The 24,971-nt window shown below is 72.3% G+C and carries 23 protein-coding genes; 15 read left to right on the top strand and 8 right to left on the bottom strand.

Annotated elements, in window-relative coordinates:
- Nucleotides 1–80: 80 nt before the first annotated feature.
- Genes NQU54_RS29580 through NQU54_RS29570 form a run of 3 tightly spaced genes read right to left on the bottom strand, consistent with a single transcriptional unit; the run spans nucleotide 81 to nucleotide 3,309 of the window.
- Nucleotides 81–566: a nuclear transport factor 2 family protein gene (locus NQU54_RS29580; RefSeq protein WP_257633716.1), complete on the bottom strand. Its 486-nt coding sequence runs from the start codon at nucleotides 564–566 to the stop codon at nucleotides 81–83.
- Nucleotides 563–1,441: a dihydropteroate synthase gene (gene folP, locus NQU54_RS29575; protein ID WP_257633715.1), complete on the bottom strand. Its 879-nt coding sequence runs from the start codon at nucleotides 1,439–1,441 to the stop codon at nucleotides 563–565. The genes NQU54_RS29580 and folP overlap by 4 nt, the downstream gene beginning before the upstream one ends.
- A gap of 35 nt (nucleotides 1,442–1,476) precedes the next feature.
- Nucleotides 1,477–3,309: a phosphatidylglycerol lysyltransferase domain-containing protein gene (locus NQU54_RS29570; protein WP_257633714.1), complete on the bottom strand. Its 1,833-nt coding sequence runs from the start codon at nucleotides 3,307–3,309 to the stop codon at nucleotides 1,477–1,479.
- A gap of 168 nt (nucleotides 3,310–3,477) precedes the next feature.
- Here NQU54_RS29570 and NQU54_RS29565 point away from each other — a divergent pair, with 168 nt between their 5' ends.
- Complete coding sequence (locus tag NQU54_RS29565; RefSeq protein ID WP_257633713.1) at nucleotides 3,478–4,620, top strand: alpha/beta hydrolase; 1,143 nt, start codon at nucleotides 3,478–3,480, stop codon at nucleotides 4,618–4,620.
- A gap of 114 nt (nucleotides 4,621–4,734) precedes the next feature.
- On the opposite strand, the gene NQU54_RS29560 is transcribed toward NQU54_RS29565, so the two are convergent.
- Complete coding sequence (locus NQU54_RS29560) at nucleotides 4,735–5,892, bottom strand: ABC transporter ATP-binding protein (RefSeq protein WP_257633712.1); 1,158 nt, start codon at nucleotides 5,890–5,892, stop codon at nucleotides 4,735–4,737.
- Nucleotides 5,893–6,033: 141 nt separating this feature from the next.
- On the opposite strand from NQU54_RS29560, the gene NQU54_RS29555 reads away from it, so the two are divergent.
- From NQU54_RS29555 to NQU54_RS29540, 4 genes are all read left to right on the top strand, one after another.
- The gene (locus tag NQU54_RS29555) at nucleotides 6,034–6,717 is read left to right on the top strand and encodes an ABC transporter permease (protein ID WP_167502188.1); all 684 of its coding nucleotides are present in this window, start codon (nucleotides 6,034–6,036) and stop codon (nucleotides 6,715–6,717) included.
- Nucleotides 6,717–7,454, top strand: a complete 738-nt coding sequence (locus NQU54_RS29550; RefSeq protein ID WP_257633711.1) for an ABC transporter permease — start codon at nucleotides 6,717–6,719, stop codon at nucleotides 7,452–7,454. Before NQU54_RS29555 ends, NQU54_RS29550 begins: the two co-directional genes overlap by 1 nt.
- A gap of 221 nt (nucleotides 7,455–7,675) precedes the next feature.
- Nucleotides 7,676–8,635, top strand: a complete 960-nt coding sequence (locus tag NQU54_RS29545) for an ABC transporter substrate-binding protein (RefSeq protein WP_257633710.1) — start codon at nucleotides 7,676–7,678, stop codon at nucleotides 8,633–8,635.
- Nucleotides 8,636–8,776: 141 nt separating this feature from the next.
- Nucleotides 8,777–9,910: a hypothetical protein gene (locus NQU54_RS29540; RefSeq protein WP_257633709.1), complete on the top strand. Its 1,134-nt coding sequence runs from the start codon at nucleotides 8,777–8,779 to the stop codon at nucleotides 9,908–9,910.
- Nucleotides 9,911–9,961: 51 nt separating this feature from the next.
- Here the strand turns inward: NQU54_RS29540 and NQU54_RS29535 are convergent, their stop codons facing one another.
- The gene (locus tag NQU54_RS29535; RefSeq protein WP_069860880.1) at nucleotides 9,962–11,104 is read right to left on the bottom strand and encodes an NADH-quinone oxidoreductase subunit D; all 1,143 of its coding nucleotides are present in this window, start codon (nucleotides 11,102–11,104) and stop codon (nucleotides 9,962–9,964) included.
- A 500-nt stretch (nucleotides 11,105–11,604) separates the two neighbouring features.
- Nucleotides 11,605–12,627: an SAM-dependent methyltransferase gene (locus NQU54_RS29530; RefSeq protein ID WP_257633708.1), complete on the bottom strand. Its 1,023-nt coding sequence runs from the start codon at nucleotides 12,625–12,627 to the stop codon at nucleotides 11,605–11,607.
- 108 nt (nucleotides 12,628–12,735) lie between these two features.
- On the opposite strand from NQU54_RS29530, the gene NQU54_RS29525 reads away from it, so the two are divergent.
- Nucleotides 12,736–13,932, top strand: coding sequence for a sensor histidine kinase (locus tag NQU54_RS29525; RefSeq protein WP_257633707.1), 1,197 nt, complete (start codon nucleotides 12,736–12,738; stop codon nucleotides 13,930–13,932).
- Between the two features lie 94 nt (nucleotides 13,933–14,026).
- Nucleotides 14,027–14,731: a response regulator transcription factor gene (locus tag NQU54_RS29520; RefSeq protein WP_257633706.1), complete on the top strand. Its 705-nt coding sequence runs from the start codon at nucleotides 14,027–14,029 to the stop codon at nucleotides 14,729–14,731.
- A gap of 77 nt (nucleotides 14,732–14,808) precedes the next feature.
- Here the strand turns inward: NQU54_RS29520 and NQU54_RS29515 are convergent, their stop codons facing one another.
- Nucleotides 14,809–15,132: an ArsR/SmtB family transcription factor gene (locus NQU54_RS29515; protein WP_257633705.1), complete on the bottom strand. Its 324-nt coding sequence runs from the start codon at nucleotides 15,130–15,132 to the stop codon at nucleotides 14,809–14,811.
- A 67-nt stretch (nucleotides 15,133–15,199) separates the two neighbouring features.
- Nucleotides 15,200–16,282 (bottom strand): DUF5937 family protein, encoded by a 1,083-nt coding sequence (locus tag NQU54_RS29510; protein WP_257633704.1) that lies wholly within the window; start codon nucleotides 16,280–16,282, stop codon nucleotides 15,200–15,202.
- 99 nt (nucleotides 16,283–16,381) lie between these two features.
- On the opposite strand from NQU54_RS29510, the gene NQU54_RS29505 reads away from it, so the two are divergent.
- The 8 genes from NQU54_RS29505 to NQU54_RS29470 all read left to right on the top strand — a co-directional run bounded on the left by NQU54_RS29505 (nucleotide 16,382) and on the right by NQU54_RS29470 (nucleotide 24,957).
- Nucleotides 16,382–16,702, top strand: coding sequence for a hypothetical protein (locus tag NQU54_RS29505; RefSeq protein WP_257633734.1), 321 nt, complete (start codon nucleotides 16,382–16,384; stop codon nucleotides 16,700–16,702).
- Nucleotides 16,703–16,746: 44 nt separating this feature from the next.
- Nucleotides 16,747–17,946, top strand: coding sequence for an RNA-guided endonuclease InsQ/TnpB family protein (locus NQU54_RS29500; RefSeq protein ID WP_257633703.1), 1,200 nt, complete (start codon nucleotides 16,747–16,749; stop codon nucleotides 17,944–17,946).
- Nucleotides 17,947–18,163: 217 nt separating this feature from the next.
- Entirely contained in the window at nucleotides 18,164–19,099 is a 936-nt protein-coding gene (locus NQU54_RS29495) for a Rossmann-like and DUF2520 domain-containing protein (protein WP_069860872.1), read from the top strand.
- The gene (gene panC, locus NQU54_RS29490) at nucleotides 19,096–20,067 is read left to right on the top strand and encodes a pantoate--beta-alanine ligase (protein ID WP_257633702.1); all 972 of its coding nucleotides are present in this window, start codon (nucleotides 19,096–19,098) and stop codon (nucleotides 20,065–20,067) included. The genes NQU54_RS29495 and panC overlap by 4 nt, the downstream gene beginning before the upstream one ends.
- Nucleotides 20,064–21,935, top strand: coding sequence for an L-aspartate oxidase (locus NQU54_RS29485; RefSeq protein WP_257633701.1), 1,872 nt, complete (start codon nucleotides 20,064–20,066; stop codon nucleotides 21,933–21,935). Before panC ends, NQU54_RS29485 begins: the two co-directional genes overlap by 4 nt.
- Nucleotides 21,932–22,972 carry a carboxylating nicotinate-nucleotide diphosphorylase gene (nadC, locus tag NQU54_RS29480; protein WP_257633700.1) on the top strand — a complete coding sequence of 347 codons (1,041 nt, stop codon included), beginning with the start codon at nucleotides 21,932–21,934 and terminating at the stop codon, nucleotides 22,970–22,972. Before NQU54_RS29485 ends, nadC begins: the two co-directional genes overlap by 4 nt.
- Nucleotides 22,973–22,975: 3 nt before the next feature.
- Nucleotides 22,976–23,773: a type III pantothenate kinase gene (locus NQU54_RS29475; protein WP_020870373.1), complete on the top strand. Its 798-nt coding sequence runs from the start codon at nucleotides 22,976–22,978 to the stop codon at nucleotides 23,771–23,773.
- 368 nt (nucleotides 23,774–24,141) lie between these two features.
- Nucleotides 24,142–24,957, top strand: a complete 816-nt coding sequence (locus NQU54_RS29470; protein WP_257633699.1) for a hypothetical protein — start codon at nucleotides 24,142–24,144, stop codon at nucleotides 24,955–24,957.
- Nucleotides 24,958–24,971 lie beyond the last annotated feature (14 nt).

Here is a 24,971-nt window from a genome sequence, read left to right as displayed (position 1 = left end):
ATGGGGTGGGCGGTGCCCGCTGCCGACACTCCGCGCCACAGCCTTCTACCCCCGCCTCGCGGGGCTCGAACGGGGTGACCTCAGTCCGGCAGCAACCCGTCGTCGGCGGGGCCTTCGGGACCGCCCGGCTCGTCGTCGTCGCTCTCCGCGAGCACCGGGGAGCCGTGGTGCGACCACACCTTCCAGCCGTCCTCCGTCCGGCGGAACACGTTCGTCGCCACGACCAGCTGGCCCACCAGCGGGCCGAGCTGGCCCTCCTCCTCCGCGGGGGCGCCGCTGAGGATGTTCTCGGTGCAGGTCACCAGGGCGGTGTCGGTCATCACCGACACCTCGACATCCGTCAGGAAGAACTGGATGTAGTCCGTGTTGGCCATGATCAGCGCGTAGGAGCGGAGCACCTCGCCCCGGCCGCGCAACACCGGCCAGCCCGGGTGGACACAGGACACCTCGGTGTCGGGGGAGTCCAGCCACAGCCGCTGAAGGGTGCTGTGGTCGCCCTGCTCCATCGCGTCGTACAGCGCGGTGTTCACCAGCGCCACACGCTCGTTGTCCGTAAGGGAAGTCACAGCGCTCCCGCCGTGGTCTCGGCCGCTTCGATGGCCCGCGCCACGCGCACCGCGTCGGCGCTGGCCCGTACCTCGTGCACCCGGACGGCCCAGGCGCCCTCGCGCGCCGCGAGCGCGGAGACCGCCGCGGTGGCCGCGTCCCGCTCCCGGGCGGGCGGCGGGCTGCCCTCGTCGCCGGCCAGGACGCGGCCCAGGAACCGCTTGCGGGAGGCCGCCACCAGCAGCGGCCGGCCCAGCTCGCGCAGCGCGGCCAGATGGGCCACCAGTGCCAGGTCGTGCCCGGCGTTCTTGGCGAAGCCCAGCCCCGGGTCGACCACGATCCGCTCGGGGTCGATACCGCCCGCGACCGCCCGCTCCAGGCCGGTCCGCAGCTCGGCGACCACCTCGCCGACCACGTCCGCGTACACCGCTCGGTTGTTCATGTCGATCGACTCGCCGCGCCAGTGCATGACCACGAACGGCACCCCCGCCGCGGCCACCATGGGCACCATCGCGGGGTCGGCGCCGCCCCCGCTGACGTCGTTGACCAGCCGGGCCCCGGCCTCCACGGCCCGTTCGGCCACCGCGGCCCGCATGGTGTCCACGCTGATCACGGCCCCGGCCGCGGCCAGCTCCCGGACCACGGGGATCACCCGGCGCAGCTCCTCGGCCTCGTCGACGCGGGCCGCGCCGGGCCGGGTCGACTCACCGCCGACGTCCACCAGGTCGGCCCCGGCGGCGAGAAGATCGAGACCGTGCTTGACGGCCAGGTCGGTGTCGAACCACTGGCCGCCGTCGGAGAAGGAGTCGGGAGTGACGTTCACCACGCCCATCACCGCGCACCGGTCCCAATCCGGCAATCCGGCCACCCGGCCCCGCCCATGCAACGTGCTCATGTGCCCAGCCTAGGCGCAGGGGGGCGCCTTCTGGATCAGGCCGCCTGTTGCAGCGCCCGGCCCTCGTCCACGTCCCGATGGGCGCAGGGCCGGGGCTCGGGGCGCCGGCCGCGGCGCAGCAGCCGGGGCAGGGCCAGCGAGACGAAGCCCTCGGCCTGCATCGCGGCCAGGCCGATCCGGGGCAGGTCGCGGGTGTTGCGGAAGACCACGAAACGCGGCTCCCAGCGCGGCTGGAACTTCGCGTTGAACTTGTACAGCGACTCGATCTGGAACCAGCGGGAGAGGAACACCAGCAGCGCCCGCCAGCCGCGCAGCACCGGGCCCGCGCCCAGCTTCTCGCCGCGCGCCAGCGCCGAGCGGAACATCGCGAAGTTCAGCGACACCCGCTCCACGCCCAGCCCGGGGGCGGCCCGCAGCGCGGCCACGATCAGCAGCTCGTTCATGCCCGGGTCGGCGCTCCGGTCGCGCCGCATCAGCTCCAGGGACATCCCGTCCCGGCCCCACGGCACGAAGTGCAGAACGGCCTTGAGGTCCCCGTACGGACCCTCCTCGGCGCCCTCGTCGGCGGCCTTGTGGGCGGTGGCGATCACCGCGTCCCCGTCCGCCGGGTCACCGATCCGGCCCAGCGCCATCGAGAAGCCGCGCTCGGTGTCGGTGTCCCGCCAGTCGGCGGCGGCGCGACGGATGGTGTCCAGCTCCTCGGGGTCCAGCTCGGCGGCGCGCCGCACCCGGGTCTCGTAGCCGGCCCGTTCGATCCGCTTGACCATCTGGCGTACGTTGCGCATGGCGCGCCCGGACAGGGTGAAGTCCGCCACATCGACGATGGCCTCGTCCCCGAGTTCGAGCGCGTCCAGGCCGGTCTCCCGGGTCCACACCTCGCCGCCGGTCTCGCTGCACCCCATCACCGCCGGGGTCCAGGAGTGGGCCCGCGCCTCCTCCATGAAGCGGGCGATCGCGCCGGGCCATGCCTCCACATCGCCGACCGGGTCGCCGCTGGCGAGCATCACCCCGGAGACCACGCGGTAGCAGACCGCGGCCTTGCCGGTGGGGGAGAAGACCACGGCCTTGTCGCGGCGGAGCGCGAAGTGGCCGAGCGAGTCGCGGCGCCCGTGGGCGGCGAGCAGGTCCCGCAGCCGCTCCTCGTCCCCGGGGGTGAGGCGGGCGGCGGGGTGTTCGGGGCGGAAGGCGAGATAGAGGGTGGTGGCGACGGTCAGCAGGCCCAGCGCGCCGAGCGAGTAGCCGACGGTGTAGTCCGCGCCGTGGCGGTAGTCGACCGGCCCCTCGAAGCCGAACAGGCCCCAGAGGACATGCTCCAGCTGTTCGCTGAGCGACGGACTTCCTTCGATGGTGTCCGGATGCGAACGGACGATGAGCAGTCCCAGGGTGACACTGACCGCGCCCATGACTACGAAGTTGGCCAGCGCCATCCAGCGGCTGCGCGGATCCGGCAGCGCCGCGAACTCGGCGCGGTAGCGGATCAGCACCGCCATCAGAACGATGGAGAGCACCATGCCGATGACCGAGTGCCGGTAGAGCAGCTGGGCGGCCGCGCCGACGGGCAGCAGCCCCACCGCCGCGACCCAGGCCCGCCGCTTACGCCGTTTGAGGCCGTGGGCCAGCATCAGCAGCAGCAGACCGACCACGATCGAGGCGGCGGCCGCCAGGGAGCTCACGGCGCCGGGCAGCAGCTCGGCCAGGGCGTGCACCCTGCTGTGGCGCAGCCGGGGGAAGACGATGTCCATCAGCCCGATGAGCGTGCAGGCGGTGCCGACGACGGTGGGTACCGCCTCCGGCCTGGGGCCGCGCAGCAGGCGCCGTATCCGGGTGGGAACCTTCCCGGATGTTTCGGCATCTTGACTGTCAGACATATGTATTCCCGTCGCTTCGGTCAAGAGAATCTTCGGTTCTGTTGCGCGGCATCCGCGCGATTTGCGCCCTGTAAGACGGCGTTCAAAGGAACGGGGTTCATTCCCCGGTTACGGCTGGGAGGTTCCCCCGGCGGCACGGGGGGCCGGCCGCCCGGCAGAAAGATAGTGATGGGTCTCACGAGCAACATCATCGTGATCGCGGCGGCCGTCGCGGCGTTGCTGCTGTTCGCGGCCACGATATGGCTGTGGCCCCGGCTGGCCGGGCGCGGAGTGGCTCCCGTGCTCGGCCGGGTCGGCATGCTACTGGGGACGCAGCTGTCCGTGTTCGTGGCGTTCGGACTGTTCGCCAATCAGTCCTTCGGATTCTATGGTTCCTGGTCCGACCTCTTCGGTACGCAGGACGATCCGGGTGTCGTGGTGGACCATGACACCCCGGGCACCCGGGTGCGGGTCACCGACACCCGGCGCCTGGCCGTGGCGGGCGACTCGGCGCCCAAGGTCGCCGGACGCCTGGAGAAGGTGAACATCCGGGGGCCGGTCTCCGGGATCGCGAGCCCCGCGTACATCTATCTGCCGCCGGAGTACTTCCGGCCGGAGTACGCCCGGCGGACCTTCCCCGCCGCACTGGTGCTCACCGGATACCCGGGCACCGCCGAAGCTCTTATCAATGGCCTGAAATACCCCCAGAACTCCCATAAGTTGGTCAAATCGGGGAGGATGCAACCCCTCGTCCTGGTGATGATGCGGCCGACTGTCGCCCCGCCGCGCGACACCGAATGCGTGGACGTGCCCGGCGGGCCGCGGACCGAGACGTTCTTCACCAAGGACCTGCCGAAGGCCGTGGCCGATCACTACCGGGTGGGCAAACGGGCCCGTAACTGGGGCGTCATCGGCAATTCCACCGGCGGCTACTGCGCCTTGAAGATGGCGATGCGTCACCCCGACGCCTACTCCGCGGCGGTCGGGCTCTCCCCGTCGTACCAGGCCCCGATCGACGCGACCACGGGCGATCTCTTCGGCGGCAGCGAGCGGCTGAAGCGGGAGAACGACCTGATGTGGCGGCTGGACCACAAGCCCGCGCCGCCGGTGTCGCTCCTGGTGTCCAGCAGCCGGCACGGCGAGGACAACTACCGGGACACCGTGCGCTTCGTGAACAAGGTGAAGCGGCTGAACCGGCGCGGGGAGCCGACCCGGATCTCGTCGATCATCCTGAGCACCGGCGGCCACAACTTCAACACCTGGAAACGGGAGGTCCCCGCCGCCCTGGAATGGCTCGGCGGCCGCCTAAGCGCTCCGCTGGAAGTGCCCTGAGCTGCCGTCGATCGTCTGCGGCGCCGTCGTGGCTGGTCGCCCACGCGGCGGAGCCGCACATCGACACAGCCGCGGCGGAGCCGCACATCGACACGGCCCCGCGCCCCTGCGGACCTACACGTCGGCGACGGTCTGGAGCTGGACGTCCCCCCGCGCGATACCGCCCGCGTCGGCGTCGATCGAGCGGCGCAGGGCCTCATGGAGCCGGGCCGGGGTGAGGACGCCGAGGAAGCGGTCCTCGTCCAGGACCGCGATCCAGCCCGCGTCGTGCTGGAGCATCGTGCTGAACGCCTGCTTCAGCGGTGCCCCCACCGGCAGCCACGCCTCCATCCGCCGGGCGTGGTCCCGTACGGTCCCCCGGTCGCCGTCGGCCGCCTCCGCCGGGATCCAGCCGTGCAGCCGCTCCGCGTCGTCCAGGACCACGGCCCAGCGTGCCCCCTCCGCGGTCAGCTTGGCGGCCGCCTTGGAGAGCGGGTCGTCCAGGTGGACCACGGGCGGCTGCTCCAGGTCGCCGGGTTCGATGGGGGTGACCGACAGCCGCTTCAGCCCGCGGTCCGCGCCGACGAAGTCGGCCACATACGGGGTGGCGGGCGCGCCCAGCACCGTGGCGGGGGTGTCGAACTGCTCGATCCGCCCCGAGCCGTAGACCGCGATGCGGTCGCCGAGCCGGACCGCCTCCTCGATGTCATGGGTCACAAAGAGCACCGTCTTGCGCACCTGTGACTGAAGTCTCAGGAATTCGGTCTGAAGGCGCTCGCGAACGACCGGGTCGACCGCACCGAACGGCTCGTCCATCAGCAGCACCGGCGGATCCGCGGCCAGTGCGCGGGCCACCCCGACGCGCTGCCGCTGGCCGCCGGAGAGCTGGTCGGGGTAGCGGTTGCCGTAGACGGACGGGTCGAGGCCGACCAGGTCGAGCAGCTCGGCGGCGCGCTCCCGCCCCTTCTTCCGCTGCCAGCCCAGCAGATGCGGCACGGTGGAGGTGTTCTCGAGCACGGTCTTGTGCGGGAAGAGCCCGACCTGCTGGATGACATAGCCGATACGGCGGCGCAGGGTGACCGGATCCGCTTCGGCGATGTCCTCGCCGTCCACCAGGATCCGCCCCGATGTCGGCTCGATGAGCCGGTTCACCATCTTCATCGTCGTCGTCTTGCCGCAGCCCGAGGGGCCGACCAGGGTGACCAGCTCACCCTCCGCCACCTCGAAGGAGAGGTCGTCCACGGCCGTCGTGCCATCGCCGTAGCGCTTGGTGACATGTTCGAAACGGATCATGGCTCCCCATTGTTGCCGCATTCGTGGCAGAGATTGTTGCTGTTGTGTGGCGATCGGACGAGATTGTCATCTCCCGGGGTTAGGGTCACCTGGAAATTGTGATGAGCAACCGGCCCGCGACCCGACGGGGGAGGTGAGCGTATGGCCGACGGGAACTGTCTGATCAGTAACGAGTGGATATGCGGTGAGTATGTACGCACACGCGGTCAAGAGCTGACGGACGCGACGCTCGAACATGTATGGATCACACTCGCCTCGGTGGCGATCGGTCTCCTGGTCGCCTTTCCGCTGGCGCTGCTGGCCCGCCGCTGGCGGGCCGTGGCGGGTCCGGTGCTGGGGCTGACCACGATCCTCTACACGGTGCCCTCGCTGGCGATGTTCTCGCTGCTGCTGCCCGTGTTCGGGGTCTCGGTCGCGGTGGTGATCACCGGTCTGGTGCTCTATTCGCTCACGATCCTGGTGCGCAACATCATGGCCGGGCTCGCCTCGGTGCCCGAGGAGGCGAGGGAGGCGGCCCGGGGCATGGGGTACGGCCCGCTGCGGCTGCTCTTCGGCGTGGAACTGCCCCTCGCGCTGCCCGCGCTGATGGCCGGGCTGCGGATCACCACCGTCTCCACGGTCTCGCTCACCACGGTGGGTGCGATCATCGGATACGGCGGCCTCGGCAACCTCATCTACGAGGGCATGCGCAGCTTCTTCAAGGCCGAGGTGCTCACCGCCTCGGTGCTGTGCGTGGCGCTGGCGGTCGTGGCGGATCTGCTGCTGCTCGCCATCCAGCGGCTGCTGACGCCGTGGGCACGCAAGAGTCGGAAGGGCACCACCTGATGGACATCGTCACCGAGGCGTGGACCTGGCTGGCCACCGGTTCGCACTGGGTGGGCCCCGACGGGGTGTGGCACCGGCTGGGCCAGCACCTCTTCCTCACCTTCGCCTGCCTGGCGATCTCGTGCCTGGTGGCGCTGCCGATCGCCGTGGCCCTCGGCCATATCGGCAAGGGCGGCGCGCTCGCGGTCAACATCTCCAACGCGGGGCGCGCGGTGCCCACCTTCGCCGTACTGGTGCTGTTGCTGCTCAGCCCGCTGGGGACGCACGGCCAGTGGCCCACGATCATCGCGCTGGTGCTGTTCGCCATCCCGCCGCTGCTCACCAACGCCTATGTCGGGGTGCGCGAGGCGGACCGCGAGGTCGTGGAGGCGGCCCGTGGCATGGGGATGACGGGCGGCCAGCTGATCCGCAGGGTCGAGTTGCCACTGGCGTTCCCGCTCATCATGACGGGCGTACGGACGGCCGCCGTGCAGGTCGTGGCCACCGCGACGCTGGCCGCGCTGCCCGGCGGCGGCGGTCTCGGCCGGATCATCACCGCGGGCTTCCGGCTCACCGACACCCCCCAGGTGGTGGCCGGTGCGGTGCTGGTCGCGGCCCTGGCGCTGGTCGTCGAGGGGGTCTTCGTGGTGCTGGGGCTGGCGCTCGACCCGATGCGGCGCAGGACGGGGCGGCGGTCGGCCGCGGCCCGTCGCCCGCCCGCCGATCAGGCACCGGCCTCCCCGGCGCTCACGACGTAGCACCCGCGGGCCGGGCCCTCCCGCGGCCGGACGCGATGCGTGCGGACCCCAGGATGGACAACGCGGACGGCCAACGCGGACACCGTGCGGAGCGCGGATGACGCATATATCGCGGACGACGCGGAAAGCGCGGAAAGCGCGGGAAGCGCGGATACCGCGGAAGGCGCCGACAACGCCGACAACGCGGCCACAACTGCGGCCACAACTACGGATGGGGAACCATGAGCAAGATCTATCGGGCGGCTGCCGCCGTGGCGGGGGTCGCCGCACTGACTGCCGGACTGACCGCCTGCGGCGGGGACAGCCTGGAGAAGTCGGGCGGCGGCGACAGCTCCGGGAAACCGGGCAAGGGCTCGCTGGTGATCGGGTCCGCCTCCTTCTCCGAGTCGAAGATCCTCGCGGAGCTGTACGCGGGTCTTCTGAAGGACTCCGGCTATTCCACCTCCATCAAGACGGTGGACGCCCGTGAGCTGTATGAACCGGCCCTGGAGAAGGGCCAGATGGATGTCGTGCCGGAGTACGCGGCGACGCTGGCGGAATTCCTGAACCAGAAGAAGAACGGGCCGAATGCCGCCCCGGTGGCCTCCTCGGACGTCAACAAGACGGTCACGGCGCTGAAGAAGCTCGCCGAACCGCGCGGGCTGAAGGTGCTGGACGCGGGCAAGGCCGTGGACCAGAACGCCTTCGCGGTCAGCCGTGAGTTCGCCGAGAAACATGATCTCAAGACGCTCTCCGACCTCGGGAAGTCGAAGCAGAAGGTCACCCTGGCGGCGGGCGACGAATGCCCCCAGCGGCCCTTCTGCCAGCCGGGTCTGGAGAAGAGGTACGGCATCGACATCGCCGGGATCGACCCGCTGGACATCGGCAGCGTCCAGGCCAAGCAGGCGGTCAAGGACGGCAAGGACCAGATGGTCCTGACCACGACCACGGACAGCACACTGGATCAGTTCGGGCTCGTCCTGCTCGACGATGACAAAAATCTCCAGAATGCCGACAACGTACTTCCCGTGGTGAATGCGAAGTCCGCCGGTTCGCAGAAGATCGCGGACACCCTGAACAAGCTCACCAAGGTGCTGACGACCGCCGATCTGAGGCAACTCAACAAGAAAGTTGACGCCGAGCGGCTCAAGCCGACGGATGTGGCCGCCGACTACCTCAAGGACAAGGGACTGGTGAAGTAGGATCAAATCCCCGTCGGCGAGGGCTCGGGAGGGCTCGGCAAGGGATCACGGGCACACAACCGCCGCATTTGCCAACGGATTGACAACAGATCTGGCCCGGCGGGCACCCAAGCGACCCCTTTGCACGGTAAGTTTCGGGCCATGCCACGTGGACGCCACCGCCAATCCCCACCCCTGCACAGGCTCCTCCCCTCCGCTTCGGTCGCGGTCGTGTCAATAACCTGCGCCGCCGGTGCCTGGCTGGTCGGCGATACGGTCGTGATCCGTGGGCTTGCCGCGACCGCGGCCGGCGCCGCGGTCGTCGGGGCCGTTCTGCTGCGCCGCTGGGACCGCTCGGCCGGCCGCCGGGTCGCGGAGGCCGCGAGCGAGACCGCGCGCCAGGAGATGAAGTACGAGGAGCGGATCGCGGAGCTCGAGGCGGACGCCGAGAAGACGAGCGAGCTCCGCACCGCGCTCAACACCCGGCTCCGCGCCAAGCGCGCCGAACTCGCCCGGTTGCGCAACGAACACGCCGAACTGCTGCGCCGCTACGCCACGGCCGAGACCGAGCGGGCCAGCGCCCTGGAGGGGCGCCGCAGGCTCGCGCTGGAGGCCGCGTCCCCGGCGAAGGCGCTGGAGGCCGGGGCCGCCGAGGCCGCCGCACCGGATGAGCCGGACGAGTCCGCCGCCCTGCTCATCGTGCCGTCGCCCGCCGCGTACGCCAAGGCCGACGAGGCGCTGAGCCGGCTCAGGGAGAGCGCCCGGCGGCAGAAGGAGCGGCGCGAGCAGGCCGCCGCCGAGGGCGCCCGGACCGGGGCTTCGGACAACAACCCGGACAACAACCGGGACAACAACCCGGAGAACGACTCGGAGCAGGCCCCGGAGACGGCCCCGGAGCGCGACGACCGTAAGGGCCGGCGCGAGAACCGGGGCAAGGACGGTGCCGCCACGCTGGGGAAGCCCCCGGCGGCCGGCGGGCAGGACGGCGACGGCCCCCAGGAGCCGCGCGCCCATGCCCGTACGGCCGCCTCGGCGGTGGTGCCGTATGCCGCGGCACGCCGGGCCGCCTCCCGTTCGGAGAGCGGCTTCGACTACTTCGGCACCCAGAAGAAGCACCACCCGAAGAAGCAGAAGCGGGAGCCCGAACCGGCCGCCGAGGAGGACCTCGCGGACGTCATCGGCGACGAGACCATCGCGGAGACCAGGAAGGGCGCCGTGGGCGAGGTCATCGACCTGACCGCGCACGACGAAACGGAGCAGATCGACCTCGGGGAGCTGCGCAGCGCGATCTCGTAAGGGGATCGCCCGCGCGGCTCGCCCGCGGGCTCATCGGCGGCTCGTCGATGTCTACTTGTCGATGTCGCCGACGACGAAGAAGAGCGACCCCAGGATCGCCACCATGTCGGCCACCAGGGTGCCCGGCAGCAGCTCGGTGAGCGCCTGGATGTTGTTGTACGAGGCCGAGCGGAGCTTCAGCCGGTACGGCGTCTTCTCGCCCTTGGAGACCAGGTAGTAGCCGTTGAGGCCGAGCGGGTTCTCGGTCCAGGCGTAGGTGTGGCCCTCGGGCGCCTTGAGCACCTTCGGCAGCCGCTGGTTGATCGGCCCCGGCGGGAGTTCGTCGATCCGGTCCAGACAGGCGTCGGCCAGCGCCAGGGAGTTGTGCGTCTGCTCCAGCAGGCATTCGAAGCGGGCGAGGCAGTCGCCCTCCTGGCGGATGGCGACTCGCAGGACGTCCTGGAGATCCGCGTAGGCCAGATACGGCTCGTCGCGCCGCAGGTCGAAGTCGACGCCCGAGGCCCGGGCGATGGGGCCGCTGACCCCGTACGCGTGCACCGTCTCGCGGGCCAGCACGCCGACGTCGCGGGTGCGGCCCCGGAAGATCTCGTTGCCGAGCACCAGGTCGTCGTACACGCCCATCCGCGAACGGACCTCGGCCACCGCCTGCCGGGCGCGGCCCAGCCAGCCCGCCGGGAGGTCGTCCTTGAGGCCGCCGACCCGGTTGAACATGTAGTGCATCCGGCCGCCGGAGATCTCCTCCATGACGTGCTGGAGGTCCTCGCGCTCCCGGAACGCGTAGAAGATCGGCGTGATGCCGCCCAGCTCCAGGGGGTAGGAGCCGAGGAACATCAGATGGTTCAGGACCCGGTTGAGCTCGGCGAGCAGCGTACGGGTCCACACCGCGCGCTCCGGGACCTCCATGCCCAGCATCCGCTCGACGGCGAGCACGACGCCGAGTTCGTTGGAGAAGGCGGAGAGCCAGTCGTGGCGGTTGGCGAGCATGATGATCTGGCGGTAGTCGCGCGCCTCGAAGAGCTTTTCCGCGCCCCGGTGCATATAGCCGATCACCGGTTCGGCGCTGCGGATCCGCTCTCCGTCGAGGACCAGCCGCAGCCGTAGCACTCCATGGGTGGAGGGGTGCTGTGGGCCGATGTTGAGCACCATGTCGGTGCTCTCCGCGGCGCCGCCGATGCCGACCGTCGTCTCCGTCATGCGTACCAGTCTCTCAGCTGCCCGGCGGGCCTTTCCCCTACCCGCCCCTTCCCGTACCAGGAGCTCCGCCCCTGGACCCCGGGGTCCAGGGGCGGAGCCCTGCCGGGTGGCCTAGCCCTGCCGGGTGGCCCAGCCCCGCCGGGTGGTGGAGCTCTGTCGGGTGGCCCAGCCCTGCCGGGCGGTGGAGCCCTGTCCCGGGGTGGAGCCCCGTCCGGTGGCGGAGTCCTGCCCGGCGGTGGAGCCCCGTCCGGTGGTGGAGTCCCGCCGGGTGGTGGAGCCCCGTCGGGTGGCCCAGCCCTGCCGGGCGGTGGAGCCCCGTCCCGGGGTGGAGCCCCGTCCGGCGGCGGAGCCGCGTCCGGTGGTGGAGTCCCGCCCAGCGGGGGAGCCGTGTACCGATGTGCTGCGTGGTAGGGCCCGGGGTCTGGGGCGGAGCCCCGGTTGTGGGAAGGGGCGGGTAGGGGAAACGGCCCGCCGCGGGCGTCAAGCCCCGTGGACACCCGCTACGGCCGGAGCGGGTCGTGCGGCAGATCCACCGTGTGGAGCAGCCAGGTGAAGGCGCCCAGACCGGCCGGATCGGTCAACTCGGCGACCTCGCCCGCCGCGCTGAGGGCGTGGACATAGGCGGTGGGGTCGGTGGAGGCCAGGGCGAGCGGGGGGCGGCGGGCGTCGAGGCCCAAGGCGCGCAGCGCCTCGCGCTGGGTCAGCAGCCCGGAGCCGGGCCCGGCCGCGGCGGCGCACGCGTCCATCGCGACATGCGCCGTCAGATCGCGGGAGCCGTCGGGGACGGGCCGGACCTCGCGCCCCTCGCGGAAGCCGGTCAGCGTGCCGAAGGGGGGCCGGGCGGCGCGTTCATGGGCGTAGTCGACGGCGACCGCGAACCCCGCCCGCAGGGAGCCCACGGCCCGCGCCCAGGCCGTCTCGCGCGGATGGCCGATCTCGGCGCGCAGCCCCGGTTCGGCGCCCGCCAGGGGCCACCAGCGGGCCAGCCACGCGGCGTCCTCGCCGTTCACCGGGTCGCCCAGCCGCTCGGTGCCGTCCCCGGATGTGAGATCCACCTCGACCCGGCGCGGCACCCCGTCCTCGTCGGTCTCGGCGATGTCCACCGGGACGTTGTCGAGCCACTCATTGGCGAACAGCAGCCCCGCGCAGCCGTCCGGCGGGGCGTCGAGCCAGGCGATCCGCCGGTCCAGGCCCGTCGGCCGCTCCGCCCGCTCCACCGCGTAGGGGCGCAGCCGCCGGCCCCGCCCGTGCGGCAGCCCGGGGGCCAGGGCGAGCACCCGGGTGAGCAGCTCACCGCGGCCGGCGCCCAGGTCCACCAGCGCCAGCTCGGCGGGGCGCCCCAGCGCCTCGTCCACTCGGCCAAGCAGCTCCGCCACGGCCCGGGCGAAGAGCGGGGAGGCATGCACCGACGTGCGGAAATGCCCTGCCGGGCCCTCCGGGCGCCGATAGAAGCCGCCCGCTCCGTACAGCGCCCGTTCGGCCGCCGTACGCCATCCGCTCCACTCATGCTTCTCACTCGCCACACCGCCACGCTATGCGGAGTGGTCTCCACCTTGGGGAGTAGGACCGGGCGGTACGGATCGCCCCTCGGGCTGACCCGAGAGGGTTCAGCGGTGCCTACGCTGGGTGACGTGCAGCGCCTCTACGAATTTCTCCGCAGGCATCCGACAGGGGTGGACACCTTCTGGGCCGTCCTCCTCGTCGGCTTCGGTTTCCTGTGGCTCTCGGAGGCGTCGATGGGCCGGGGCCCCCGCGCCGTGGGCGTGCTGATCATCCTGGCGCTGGGGGCGACGATCGCGCTGCGTCGCCGCGCCCCCGAGAAGATGCTGGTGCTGGCGATCTTGTGCGGTCTCGCCCAGATGGCCACGAACCTCAAGCCCAATCCGACCGACTTCGCCATGCTGGTGATCGTCTACACGGTGGCGGTCACCTCCTCGCGCCCGGCCTCCCGCTTCGCGCTGGCGATGGCGTTCGGCGCGGCCCCCCTCGCGACCCTCCGCTGGCCGCACTCCCAGCAGGGCTGGTGGGAGGATGTCGTCTCGGCGGTCTTCGTCTCCATCCCGTTCGTGCTGGCCTGGGTGCTCGGCGACTCGATCCGCACCCGCCGCGCCTACTACGCCCAGCTCGAGGAGCGGGCCGCCCGGCTGGAGAAGGAGCGCGAGGCGCAGTCGAAGGTCGCGGTGGCTGCCGAGCGCGCCCGGATCGCGCGGGAGCTGCACGATGTGGTGGCGCACAACGTGTCGGTGATGGTGGTGCAGGCGGACGGCGCCGCGTACGTCCTGGACAGCTCGCCCGAACAGACCCGGCAGGCGCTGGAGACGATCTCGGGCACCGGCCGCCAGGCGCTCGCCGAGATGCGGCGGCTGCTGGGTGTGTTGCGCACCGGGGAGCCGGGCGAGGAGAACGAATACGTCCCGCAGCCGGACGTGGAGCAGATCGACGAGCTCGTGGAGCAGGTGCGCGGCGCCGGGCTGCCGGTGGACTTCAAGGTCGTGGGCAGCCCGCGCCAGCTCCCCAGCGGGGTCGAGCTGACCGCGTACCGCATCGTGCAGGAGGCGCTCACCAACACCCGTAAGCACGGCGGGCCGGACGTGGGCGCCAGTGTCCGCCTCACCTACTTCGACGACGGGCTCGGGCTGCTGGTCGAGGACGACGGACGGGGCGCGCAGCGCGAGATGTACCAGGACGGCGGCGCCGACGGCAGCGGCCACGGTCTGATCGGGATGCGGGAGCGCGTCGGCATGGTGGGCGGCACGCTCGACGCGGGCCCCCGGCCGGGCGGCGGCTTCCGGATCAGCGCACTGCTGCCGCTGAAGCCGGTCCGTTGAGCGATTCTGTAGGTGCTTCAGGCGTAGGTGCTGTGGGATGGCTGCCCGTCCAGAGGGAGCCGGCCGTCAGGCCAGAGGGAAGGGACCCGTCCGGATGTCGATCCGCGTCATGCTCGTCGATGACCAAGTGCTGCTGCGCACCGGCTTCCGGATGGTGCTCGCGGCCCAGCCCGATATGGAGGTCGTCGCCGAGGCGGGCGATGGGGTGGAGGCGCTGGCGGCGGTGCGCTCCACGGCGATCGACGTCATCCTCATGGACGTCCGGATGCCCAAACTCGACGGGGTGGAGGCGACCCGGCGGATATGTGAACGCGAGGACGCGCCGAAGGTCATCATCCTGACCACCTTCGACCTGGACGAATACGCCTTCTCGGCGCTGAAGGCCGGGGCGGCCGGCTTCATGCTCAAGGATGTGCCGCCGGGTGAGCTGCTCGCGGCGATCCGCGCGGTGCACAGCGGTGACGCGGTGGTCGCGCCCAGTACGACGCGCCGGCTGCTGGACCGGTTCGCGCCGATGCTGCCGGGTGGCGGGGCCGGTGGCTCCGGGGGCCGGGCCCGTCCGGGGCTCGAGCGGCTCACCGACCGGGAGCGCGAGGTGGTGCTGCTGGTCGCGCAGGGGCTGTCGAACGGCGAGATCGCGGCGCGGCTGGTGCTGTCCGAGGCCACCGTGAAGACCCATGTGGGGCGCATCCTCACCAAGCTGGAGCTGCGGGACCGGGTGCAGGTGGTGGTGATGGCCTACGAGACGGGGCTGGTGCGGGCCGGGGGCCCGGCGGGGCCGGCCGGATCGGCTCGCTGAGGCGGCGTCCTTACGGTTGACGCGGCCGCCTTACCGCTTCGGCGGACGCTCGCCCTGCCGCCCGTCCTCGCCCCGTCCTACCGTTCGCGCAGCACCAGGTCGAGCAGTCCGGGGAAGCGCCGGTCGAACTCGGGGCGGCGCAGCCGGCTGACCCGCCTGGGGCCCATGTCGCGCTGCTCGATCAGCCCGGCCGCGCGCAGCACCGAGAAGTGGTGGCTGAGGGCCGCCTTGCCCACGGGCACGTCGAAGGTGCCGCAGGCGTGCTCCCAGTCGGCCGCCGCGGCCAGCTCGCGGACCAGCTGGAGCCGTACGGGGTCGGCGAGCGCCGCGAGCGCGGTCCGCACGGCCACATCGTCGGGGTGGGTGTGCGCGGGTGCGGTCCGGTGGCTTCGGTCGCTCATCGCTGCTCCGCTCCTCGGCGCTCATGGCCCCGCTCCGTTCGCGCTCGGTTGAATATTTTAGGCGGAGCTACCGCAGAACGCCCTCCAGGAAGTCGCTGCCCAGCCGGGCCACCGACGCCAGGTCGAGCTGGTGCAGCACATAGCGGCCGCGGCGGCGGGTGGTGAGCAGACCGGCCTTCTTCAGCACGGCGATATGGCGGGAGACCTCCGGGGGCGTGATGCCGTACGACTCGGAGAGCTCACCGGTGGTGTGCGGGCCGCGGGCCAGGGTGCGGCACAGCCGCATCCGCATCGGGTGGGCCAGGGCCTCCAGGCGGCACTGGACGAGCTCCAGGGCGGCGGGCGGCGGGAGCTCGGGGGTGGCCACCGGGTACTGGATCACCGGGCGCCAGCCGGGCGCGTGCACGACGATGAGATGCGGCCAGCCGAAGGTGGTCGGGATGAAGGTGATGCCGTCGCCGTACGCCCTCGTACGGCCGCCCGCCAGCTTGTCGACGACGATGCTGCCCCCGTCCTCCGACAGCGACAGCGCGGCGGAGGCCGCCACCAGCGCCTCCGCGGGCCCCTTGTGGTGCAGCAGCTCGGCCTTGTGGCGGGCGTCGGCGGCCAGCTGGATCCGCACCCGCCGCCAGGTGTCGGCGAAGAACGCCCGGTCGCAGTCCTCCAGCAGCCGCCGCAACCACACCCGCAGCCCGTCCGGGTCCTCCAGCATGCGGTCGGTGAAGGCCGCCTGCCGCGGCCCCCGGGCGGCCGCCATCTCGCGGACCCGGGCCCGTTCGCCCGCGTCGACCAGCGGCGAGGGGGTCTGCCGGGAGTACGAGGTGGAGCAGGCGATCTCGAAGGCGGCCGCCACGAAAGTCTCGTCGTCGATCCGGTCCAGCGCGTCCAGCTCCTCCGCGAGCGTCGCCCCGGGGGCGGCCGGGAGCAGCAGATCGGAGCGGGCGGAGCGCCACAGGAAGTCCGCCTCGCAGAGCCGGTCCGCGAGATCCGGTTTCAGCCCGGAGGCGGTGGCGGTGGCCCAGCCGTGCAGCCCGGGGTGGTGGGCGGGCTCGGACAGCACATGCAGCGCCGCGCCCAGCTCGGCGAGCGGGGACGGGCTGAAGACGATGCGCTCGGACGGCAGCCCGGCGATGTCGATGACATTGGCCATGAGCCCATGGTGCGGGAGCCCGTCACCCGTGCCGCCCTCGTTTGACGTCCATCGTCAAACGGCGTGACCGGAGCCTGGGGCCGGGCGGACCGTCGAGCCATGTCCCTCACCGAGCAGTACGCACTCGACCTGTACCGGGCCGCCCGGCGCGGCGAACCCGCCCCGCCCGCACCGGGCCGGCACGACTGGCGCACCCTCCGGGAACTGCGGGAGTACCGCGGCGTCCGGGCCGCGGTGGCCGGCCGCGCGGCCCGCCGCCGCGGCCGCCATGGCCGCCTTACGGACACCCTGCGCGCCGTAAGGGAGCTACGGGAGGGCCTGGCCGCCCTGCGGCGCCGGTCCGCCGTCCCCGTTCATGAGCTTCCGGACCCGTGCGAGGAAGGCGTCGACCGCGGCCGTGACGTCGTCGGCCGTCACTGACAGTTCGTCAGGCAGTCACAAGCTGATGTGCTAGCTTGTGAGTCATGGCCACTCACGTGAAGCGGGCGTATCGGTACCGCTTCTATCCGACCGATGCGCAGGCGGCGGAGCTGTCGCGCACGTTCGGATGCGTGCGGAAGGTCTACAACATGGCGCTCGCGGCCCGTACCGAGGCGTGGACGTTGCGACAGGAGCGGGTCAACTACAACGCGACGTCGGCGATGCTGACGGCGTGGAAGAAGACCGAGGAACTGGCCTTCCTCAACGAGGTGTCCTCGGTTCCGCTCCAGCAGGCCCTGCGGCACCTCCAGGCCGCGTTCACCGCGTTCTTCGCCAAGCAGTCGAAGTATCCGCGGTTCAAGTCGCGCAAGAGGTCCGGCAAGTCCGCCGAGTACACCTCCAGCGCCTTCCGGTTCCGGGAGGGGAAGCTGACGCTGGCGAAGATGGCCCAGCCGCTGGACATCGTCTGGTCCCGTCCCCTGCCCGAAGGCGCGCTCCCGTCCACGGCGACCGTCTCCCAGGACGCGGCCGGGCGCTGGTTCGTCTCCCTCCTCGTCGAGGACCCCACCGTCCAGCCGCTGCCCGCCGGCGGCTCGGCGGTCGGTATCGACGCCGGACTCGACCACCTGCTCACCCTGTCCACGGGTGAGAAGATCACCAATCCCAGGCACGAGCGGCGCGACCGCGCCCGCCTCGCCCGTGCCCAGCGCGACCTCGCCCGCAAGGCCAGGGGCGACGGCGCCAACCGGGCCAAAGCGCGCCGCAAGGTCGCCAGGGTCTACACCCGTATCGCCGACCGCCGTCGTGACCATCTGCACAAGCTGACCACCCGACTCGTGCGTGAGAACCAAACGCTCGTGATCGAGGATCTCACCGTCCGGAACATGCTGAAGAACGGCAAGTTGTCCCGGGCGATCTCCGACGCGGCATGGTCGGAGTTCCGGAGCATGCTGGAGTACAAGGCCGCCTGGTACGGCCGCGAAGTGATCGCGGTCGACCGCTGGTTCCCCTCCTCCAAGTTGTGCTCCGTGTGCGGCGCCCTGCAAAAGAGGATGCCGCTCGGTGTCCGCACCTGGACGTGCGCTTGCGGCACGACCCATGACCGGGACGTGAACGCGGCGAAGAACCTTCTGGCCGCCGGGCTGGCGGTGTCGGCCTGTGGAGCCGGTGTAAGACCTCAACGGGAGTCCTCCCGGACGGGGCAGCCGGTGATGAAGCAGGAAGCCCTACAGCGCGAGCCGTAGGAACCCCCTCGTCTATGAGGGGGAGGAAGTCAAGGGCAGATCATGTCGCCGGCCGGTCGGCCGCCGACCGGGCACCGGGCATGGGGCGGGCTGTCCTTCGGACCACAGAGTTGTCCACAGGCCCGGGCGTGCGGCCAAACCCCCCGGAACCACTCGCGTAGCATGGCGGGGAATCGTCCGGTACCCCCTGAGGACTGGAACGGAAGGCCGCTGTCGCGTGAATGCTCAACCACTCCCCGAGCCTCGGGACCGCCCTGCCCGGCTCACGGTCGGGGTCGTCGGCGCGGGCCGTGTCGGCCCCGCCCTCGCCGCCTCCCTCCGGCTGGCCGGGCACCGTCCGGTCGCCGCCTCCGGTGTCTCCGACGCCTCCGTGCGCCGGGCCGCCGCCCTGCTCCCCGAAGTCCCGATCGTCCCGCCCTCCGAGGTGCTGGCGCGGGCCGAGCTGGTGCTGCTCACCGTCCCCGACGACGCGCTGCCCGAGCTGATCGGCGGCCTCGCCGAAACCGGCGCGGTGCGACCGGGCCAGCTGCTGGTGCACACCTCAGGCCGCTATGGCGTCGGCGTGCTGGAGCCCGCGCTGCGGGCCGGTGCGCTGCCGCTCGCGCTGCACCCCGTCATGACCTTCACCGGCACCCCGGTGGACGTCCAGCGGCTGGCCGGCTGCTCGTTCGGCGTCACCGCCCCCGAGGAGTTGCGGCTGGCGGCCGAGGCGCTGGTCATCGAGATGGGCGGGGAGCCCGAGTGGATCGCGGAGGAGTCCCGTCCGCTCTATCACGCGGCCCTCGCCATCGGCGCCAACCACCTCATGACGCTGGTCGCCCAGTCCATGGAGCTGCTGCGCGAGTCCGGCGTCGAGGCCCCCGACCGGATGCTCGGCCCGCTCCTCGGCGCCGCGCTGGACAACGCGCTGCGCAGCGGCGACGCCGCGCTGACCGGCCCGGTCGCGCGCGGTGACGCGGGCACGGTCGCCGCCCATGTCGCCGAGTTGCGGCGGCACGCCCCGCACGCCGTCGCCGGCTATCTGGCCATGGCCCGTACGACAGCGGACCGGGCGCTCGCCCACGGCCTGCTCAAGCCGGAGCTCGCGGAGGACCTGCTGGGCGTGCTCTCGGACGTCACCGACGCACGCGGCCGGGGAGGTGGCGAGGCATGAGCCCGAAGCTGTGGACCAAGGCGCTGCCCGGGGAGCCTGATGTGGAGCTGTTCCGCCATCGCCCGGAGCTGGACGCGGCGTTCGCCCACTTCGCCGTACCGGGGCGGGCGGCCGTCGTGATGACCATGGGCGCGCTGCACGACGGACACGCCTCGCTCATCCGCACCGCCCGCGCCCGGGTGGGCGCCAAGGGCCTGGTGACCGTCACCGTCTTCGTCAATCCCTTGCAGTTCGGCGCGGGCGAGGACCTCGACCGCTATCCGCGCACCCTGGACGCCGACCTCAAGGTGGCGGCCGAGGCGGGCGCGGACATCGTCTTCGCCCCGTCCGCCGAGGAGGTGTATCCGGGCGGTGAGCCGCACATCCGGATCACGGCGGGCTCCATGGGCGAGCGCTATGAGGGCGCCTCGCGCCCCGGCCACTTCGACGGGATGCTCACCGTCGTCGCCAAGCTGCTCCACATCACCCGCCCCGATGTCGCCTTCTTCGGCGAGAAGGACGCCCAGCAGCTGGCGCTGATCCGCCGGATGACCCGCGATCTGGACTTCCCGGTCGAGATCGTCGGCGTCCCCACCGTCCGGGAGGGCGACGGGCTCGCCCTCTCCAGCCGTAACCGCTATCTGTCGGCCCAGGAGCGGGACACCGCGCTGGCCCTGTCCCGGGCGCTGTTCGCGGGGCGTGACGCGGGGCTGCTGGCGGCCGGGGAGGGCCCGGCCGGCGCCGAGGAGCACGAGCTCATACGGGTCGCGTCGCCCGCCGCGGTGCGGTCCGCGGTGCGTGCGGTGCTCGACGAGGCGGCGGGGTTCGAACCGCCGCTGGCCCTGGACTATCTGGGCCTGGTCGACCCCGCCGACTTCACCGAGGTCTCCGACGCGCACACCGGCGAGGCCGTGCTGGCCGTCGCCGCCAAGGTCGGCGCCACCCGCCTGATAGACAACATCCGCCTGTGGATCGGAGCCGCCCGATGAGCCGTCCGACCGGGCGGCCGTCGGCCGCCGCCCCCGCTCCGCGCGCCGCCACCCCCGCCACCGCCCTGCGCGCCCCCGCCCCCGGCTGGGCCATCGAGGCCGATGTCGTGGTCGTCGGCTCCGGGGTCGCCGGGCTGACCGTGGCGCTGCGCTGTGCCGCGGCCGGGGCCAGGGTCACGGTGGTCACCAAGGCCCGCCTGGACGACGGCTCCACGCGCTGGGCCCAGGGCGGCATAGCCGCCGCCCTCGGCGAGGGCGACACCCCCGAGCAGCATCTGGACGACACCCTGGTGGCCGGCGCCGGGCTCTGTGACGAGCGGGCGGTGCGGACGCTGGTCAGCGAGGGGCCCGACGCGGTGCGTCGGCTCATCGCCACCGGCGCCCGCTTCGACGCCGACGACGACACGGGCGAGATCCTGCTGACCCGCGAGGGCGGCCACCACCGCCGCCGGATCGCCCACGCGGGCGGCGACGCGACCGGCGCGGAGATCTCCCGGGCCCTGGTCGAGGCGGTGCGCGCGGCCGGTATCGACACCGTGGAGAACGCCCTGGTGCTCGATCTCCTCAAGGACGGCGCCGGCCGGACGGCCGGGGTCACCCTGCACGTCATGGGCGAGGGCCGGCGGGACGGCGTGGGCGCGGTACGGGCGGGCGCGGTCGTCCTCGCCACCGGCGGCATGGGCCAGATCTTCTCCGCCACCACCAACCCCGCCGTCTCCACCGGCGACGGGGTGGCGCTCGCGCTGCGGGCCGGGGCCGAGGTCAGCGATCTGGAGTTTGTGCAGTTCCATCCCACGGTGCTGTGGCTGGGCCCGGAGGCGGAGGGCCAGCAGCCGCTGGTCTCGGAGGCGGTGCGGGGCGAGGGCGCCCATCTCGTGGACGCCGACGGGGTGCGCTTCATGCGGGGGCAGCACGAGCTGGCCGAGCTGGCGCCCCGTGACATCGTCGCCAAGGGCATCATGCGGCGGATGCGGGAGCGCGGCGCCGAGCATATGTACCTGGACGCCCGCCACTTCGGGGCCGAGATGTGGGAGCGCCGCTTCCCGACCATCCTCGCCGCCTGCCGTACGCACGGCATCGACCCGGTGTCCGAGCCCATCCCGGTCGCCCCGGCCGCGCACTACGCGAGCGGCGGGGTCCGCACCGATCTGCGCGGGCGCACCACCGTCCCCGGTCTCTACGCCTGCGGGGAGGTCGCCTGCACCGGCGTCCACGGCGCCAACCGCCTGGCCTCCAACTCCCTTCTGGAGGGCCTGGTCTTCGCGGAGCGCATCGCGGAGGACATCACAGAGGGCATTACAGAAGGCGTCACAGAGGACATCACAGAAGGCATCGCCGCCGCGGCGGAGCCCGCCGGGGCCGCCGAGCGGACCGAGGGGCCGGACGAGCGGACGGGGCCGTCGGACCCGGATGCCACCGATACTCCCGACGCCCTCGGGTCCCCCGCCGGCGCGCCCCTGCTCGCCTCCGAGGCCCGCTCCGAGATCCAGCACATCATGACCCACGGCGCCGGAGTCCTCCGCTCCGCCGAGAGCCTGGCCCGCGCCGCCGACCGGCTGGACCGCGTCCACGACGACGCCGCGGCGCAGCTGAGGCGGGACGGCAAGACGGCCGAGCCCGGGGTGGAGACCTGGGAGGCCACCAACCTCCATCTCGTCGCCCGGGTCCTGGTCGCCGCCGCGCTCCGCCGTGAGGAGACCCGCGGCTGCCACTGGCGCGAGGACCGCCCCGAGCGGGACGACGCCGTCTGGCGCCGCCACCTCCTGGTCACCCTCCGCCCGGACGGCGCCCTCGATGTCCGTTCCACGGACTCCGAAGCGTTTCCCCCACCGACCACCCCCAGAGCCGAGACGGAGTCCCGCCCGTGAGCAGCAGCACTTCCGAAGACCGTCAACCACCCGTGCCCCTGCCGCTGCTCCAGATCGGCGGTCCCGGTGAGGGGGCGGGCTGCGGCGACGCCTGCGGCTGCGGTGGTGACGACGCCGACGGCATGGGGCTCGACCCGATGGAGTGCGGTCTGGACCCCGATCTGGCCGAGCTGCTGACCGGCGCCGGACTCGACCCCGTGCAGGTCGAGGACATCGCCCATATGGCCATCGAGGAGGACCTCGACCAGGGCGTGGACGTCACCACCGTGGCCACCGTCCCCGAGGACGCCTTCGCCACCGGCGACTTCACGGCCCGGGAGGCGGGCACCGTCGCGGGGCTGCGGATCGCCGAGGCGGTCCTGTCCGTGGTCTGCACCGACGAGTTCGAGGTCGAGCGGCATGTCGAGGACGGCGACCGGGTGGCGGCCGGTCAGAAGCTGCTCAGCGTCCGCACCCGCACCCGCGACCTGCTCACCGGTGAGCGCAGCGCGCTCAACCTCCTGTGCCGGCTCTCCGGCATCGCGACCGCGACCCGTGCGTGGGCCGACGCCCTCGAGGGGACGAGGACCAAGGTCCGTGACACCCGTAAGACCACTCCGGGGCTGCGCGCCCTGGAGAAGTACGCGGTGCGCTGCGGCGGCGGGGCCAACCACCGTATGTCGCTCTCGGACGCGGCGCTGGTCAAGGACAACCATGTGATCGCGGCGGGCGGCGTCGCGGAGGCGTTCGGCGCGGTGCGGGCCGAGTTCCCGGACGTGCCGATCGAGGTGGAGGTCGACACCCTCGACCAGATCCCGCCGGTCCTGGCGGCGGGCGCCGACCTCATCCTGCTGGACAACTTCACCCCGGAGCGGACCCGCGAGGCCGTCGAGCTGGTGGCCGGGCGCGCCGCGCTGGAGTCCTCGGGGCGGCTGACGCTCGCAGGCGCCCGTACGTACGCCGAGACGGGCGTCGACTATCTGGCCGTGGGCGCGCTCACCCACTCCTCCCCGATCCTGGACATCGGCCTGGACCTGCGCGGCGCCGAGGTGAGTTGACCCATGCTCCTCACCATCGACGTCGGGAACACCCACACGGTGCTGGGCCTCTTCGACGGGGACGAGATCGTCGAGCACTGGCGGATCTCCACCGACGCCCGCCGCACCGCCGATGAACTCGCCGTCCTGCTCCAGGGCCTGATGGGCATGCATCCGCTGCTCGGCGAGGAGCTGGGCGACGGCATCGCGGGCATCTCCATCTGCTCCACCGTCCCCTCGGTCCTCCACGAGCTGCGCGAGGTGACCCGCCGCTACTACGGCGATGTGCCGTCCGTCCTGGTCGAGCCGGGCGTGAAGACCGGTGTGCCGATCCTGGTGGACAACCCCAAGGAGGTCGGCGCCGACCGGATCATCAACGCGCTGGCCGCCGTCGAGCTGTACGAGGGCCCGTGCGTGGTCGTCGACTTCGGCACCGCGACGACCTTCGACGCGGTCAGCGCCCGCGGTGAGTACGTGGGCGGGGTGATCGCGCCGGGTATCGAGATCTCGGTCGAGGCGCTGGGCGTACGCGGGGCGCAGTTGCGCAAGATCGAGCTGGCCCGCCCGCGCAGCGTGATCGGGAAGAACACGGTGGAGGCCATGCAGTCCGGCATCCTCTACGGATTCGCCGGGCAGGTGGACGGGATCGTCCGCCGGATGGCGCGGGAGCTGGCCCAGGATCCGGAGGACGTCACCGTGATCGCCACCGGTGGGCTGGCGCCCATGGTGCTAGGAGAATCCTCAGTGATCGATGAGCATGAGCCCTGGCTGACCCTGATCGGCCTCAGACTGGTCTACGAGCGGAACGTCTCGCGCGGCTGAGCACCGGCGATCACCTCTTCACCTGCATGCTCGACCGCATTGACGGCATTCCGAAACGAATTCCCGCGCTCTGGATTCGTCGGGGGCGCTGATCGCTCTTCGCCATTGGGGCGAGGGGCGGTCAAGGGAATGACGGCACTTCGAATTCCGTATTGACGAGCGGAAGGGCCGTCGACCATGTACACCGGCACCCGGATGCGACGGTCCGCCCCCGGGTGCCGGGTCCGGACGGGACCGCCTCGGCGCGGTCCCGTCCGGCACTTCCCCCGTATGGCGGCTTTGCGTCCGTATGGCGGCTTGGTGTCCGCAACGCGCCGCACCGTCCGGCGCTCAGCGAAATTTGTCCGCTTAGCACTTAAAGTCGCCCCATGCCCACGCCATATGGATCCCGCGGCGGAATGGCGTTCAGTGCGGATGAGCTGCGTGTGCTCCGACGCGCCCTCGCCATCGCCCTCCAACCCGACCCCGTCACTCCCTCTGCCGGCCCCCTCGGCCCGGACCGGGCGGAGGAGGTCCAGGACTGTCTCCGGCTCGCCGAGGCGGTGGACGAAGCGGTCCGCGAGGGCGGGCGGCTGCGAGCGTTCCTGCTCGACGAGCTCGCCCGCTACCGCGCCGCTCTGCCCGGTGCCGCCGTCGGCTATCTCGAGCAGCTCCAGGGCGCCCTCGCGGCCGGTTACGAGCCGCTGGCCGAGGATCTGGCCGCGCTCCGCACGCTGTGCGGGTCGGCCGCGGCCGGCGGTGAGACGACGCGCCGGCGCGCGCTGCTGAACCACTGCGAGCGCCTTGCCGAGCGGGGCGTGCGCGCCCGGCTGGCGGAGCGCTCCGGCGCCGTCGTGGAGCCGCGTACGCGCCCGGTGGCGCCCCGGCTGCGCGCCCTGCCCGGCGGGGTCTCGGCGGTCCCCCGGACGGCCGTGCGGGGGGCGGTCCGGAAGGGGGAGGAGGTCGCGCGGGAGGCCGTGCAGAAGGCCGACGAGCCGAAGCGGGAGCCGCGCAAGAAGCCCCCGGCGCCCGAGCACGGCGACCGCGAGGAGCCCAAGCGCCGGGAGCCGGGCCGCCGGGCGCCACGCCCGGGGCGTCCGGTGCCCACGCCGGCGGAGGTCTTCCCGCCCAAGCGCCGCCGCCCCACGCCGCCCCCGGAGCGCGATTCGAGGCTCGACCGCGGCACCGGGGCCCGCTCCGCCTGACCCGCGGGCCGGCG

Origin of the sequence: Streptomyces malaysiensis subsp. samsunensis, assembly GCF_024519315.1 — a bacterium.
Lineage (GTDB): Bacteria > Actinomycetota > Actinomycetes > Streptomycetales > Streptomycetaceae > Streptomyces > Streptomyces malaysiensis.
Note: the sequence above shows the minus strand (reverse complement) of the source record. Positions and strands in the feature narration are given on the sequence as shown.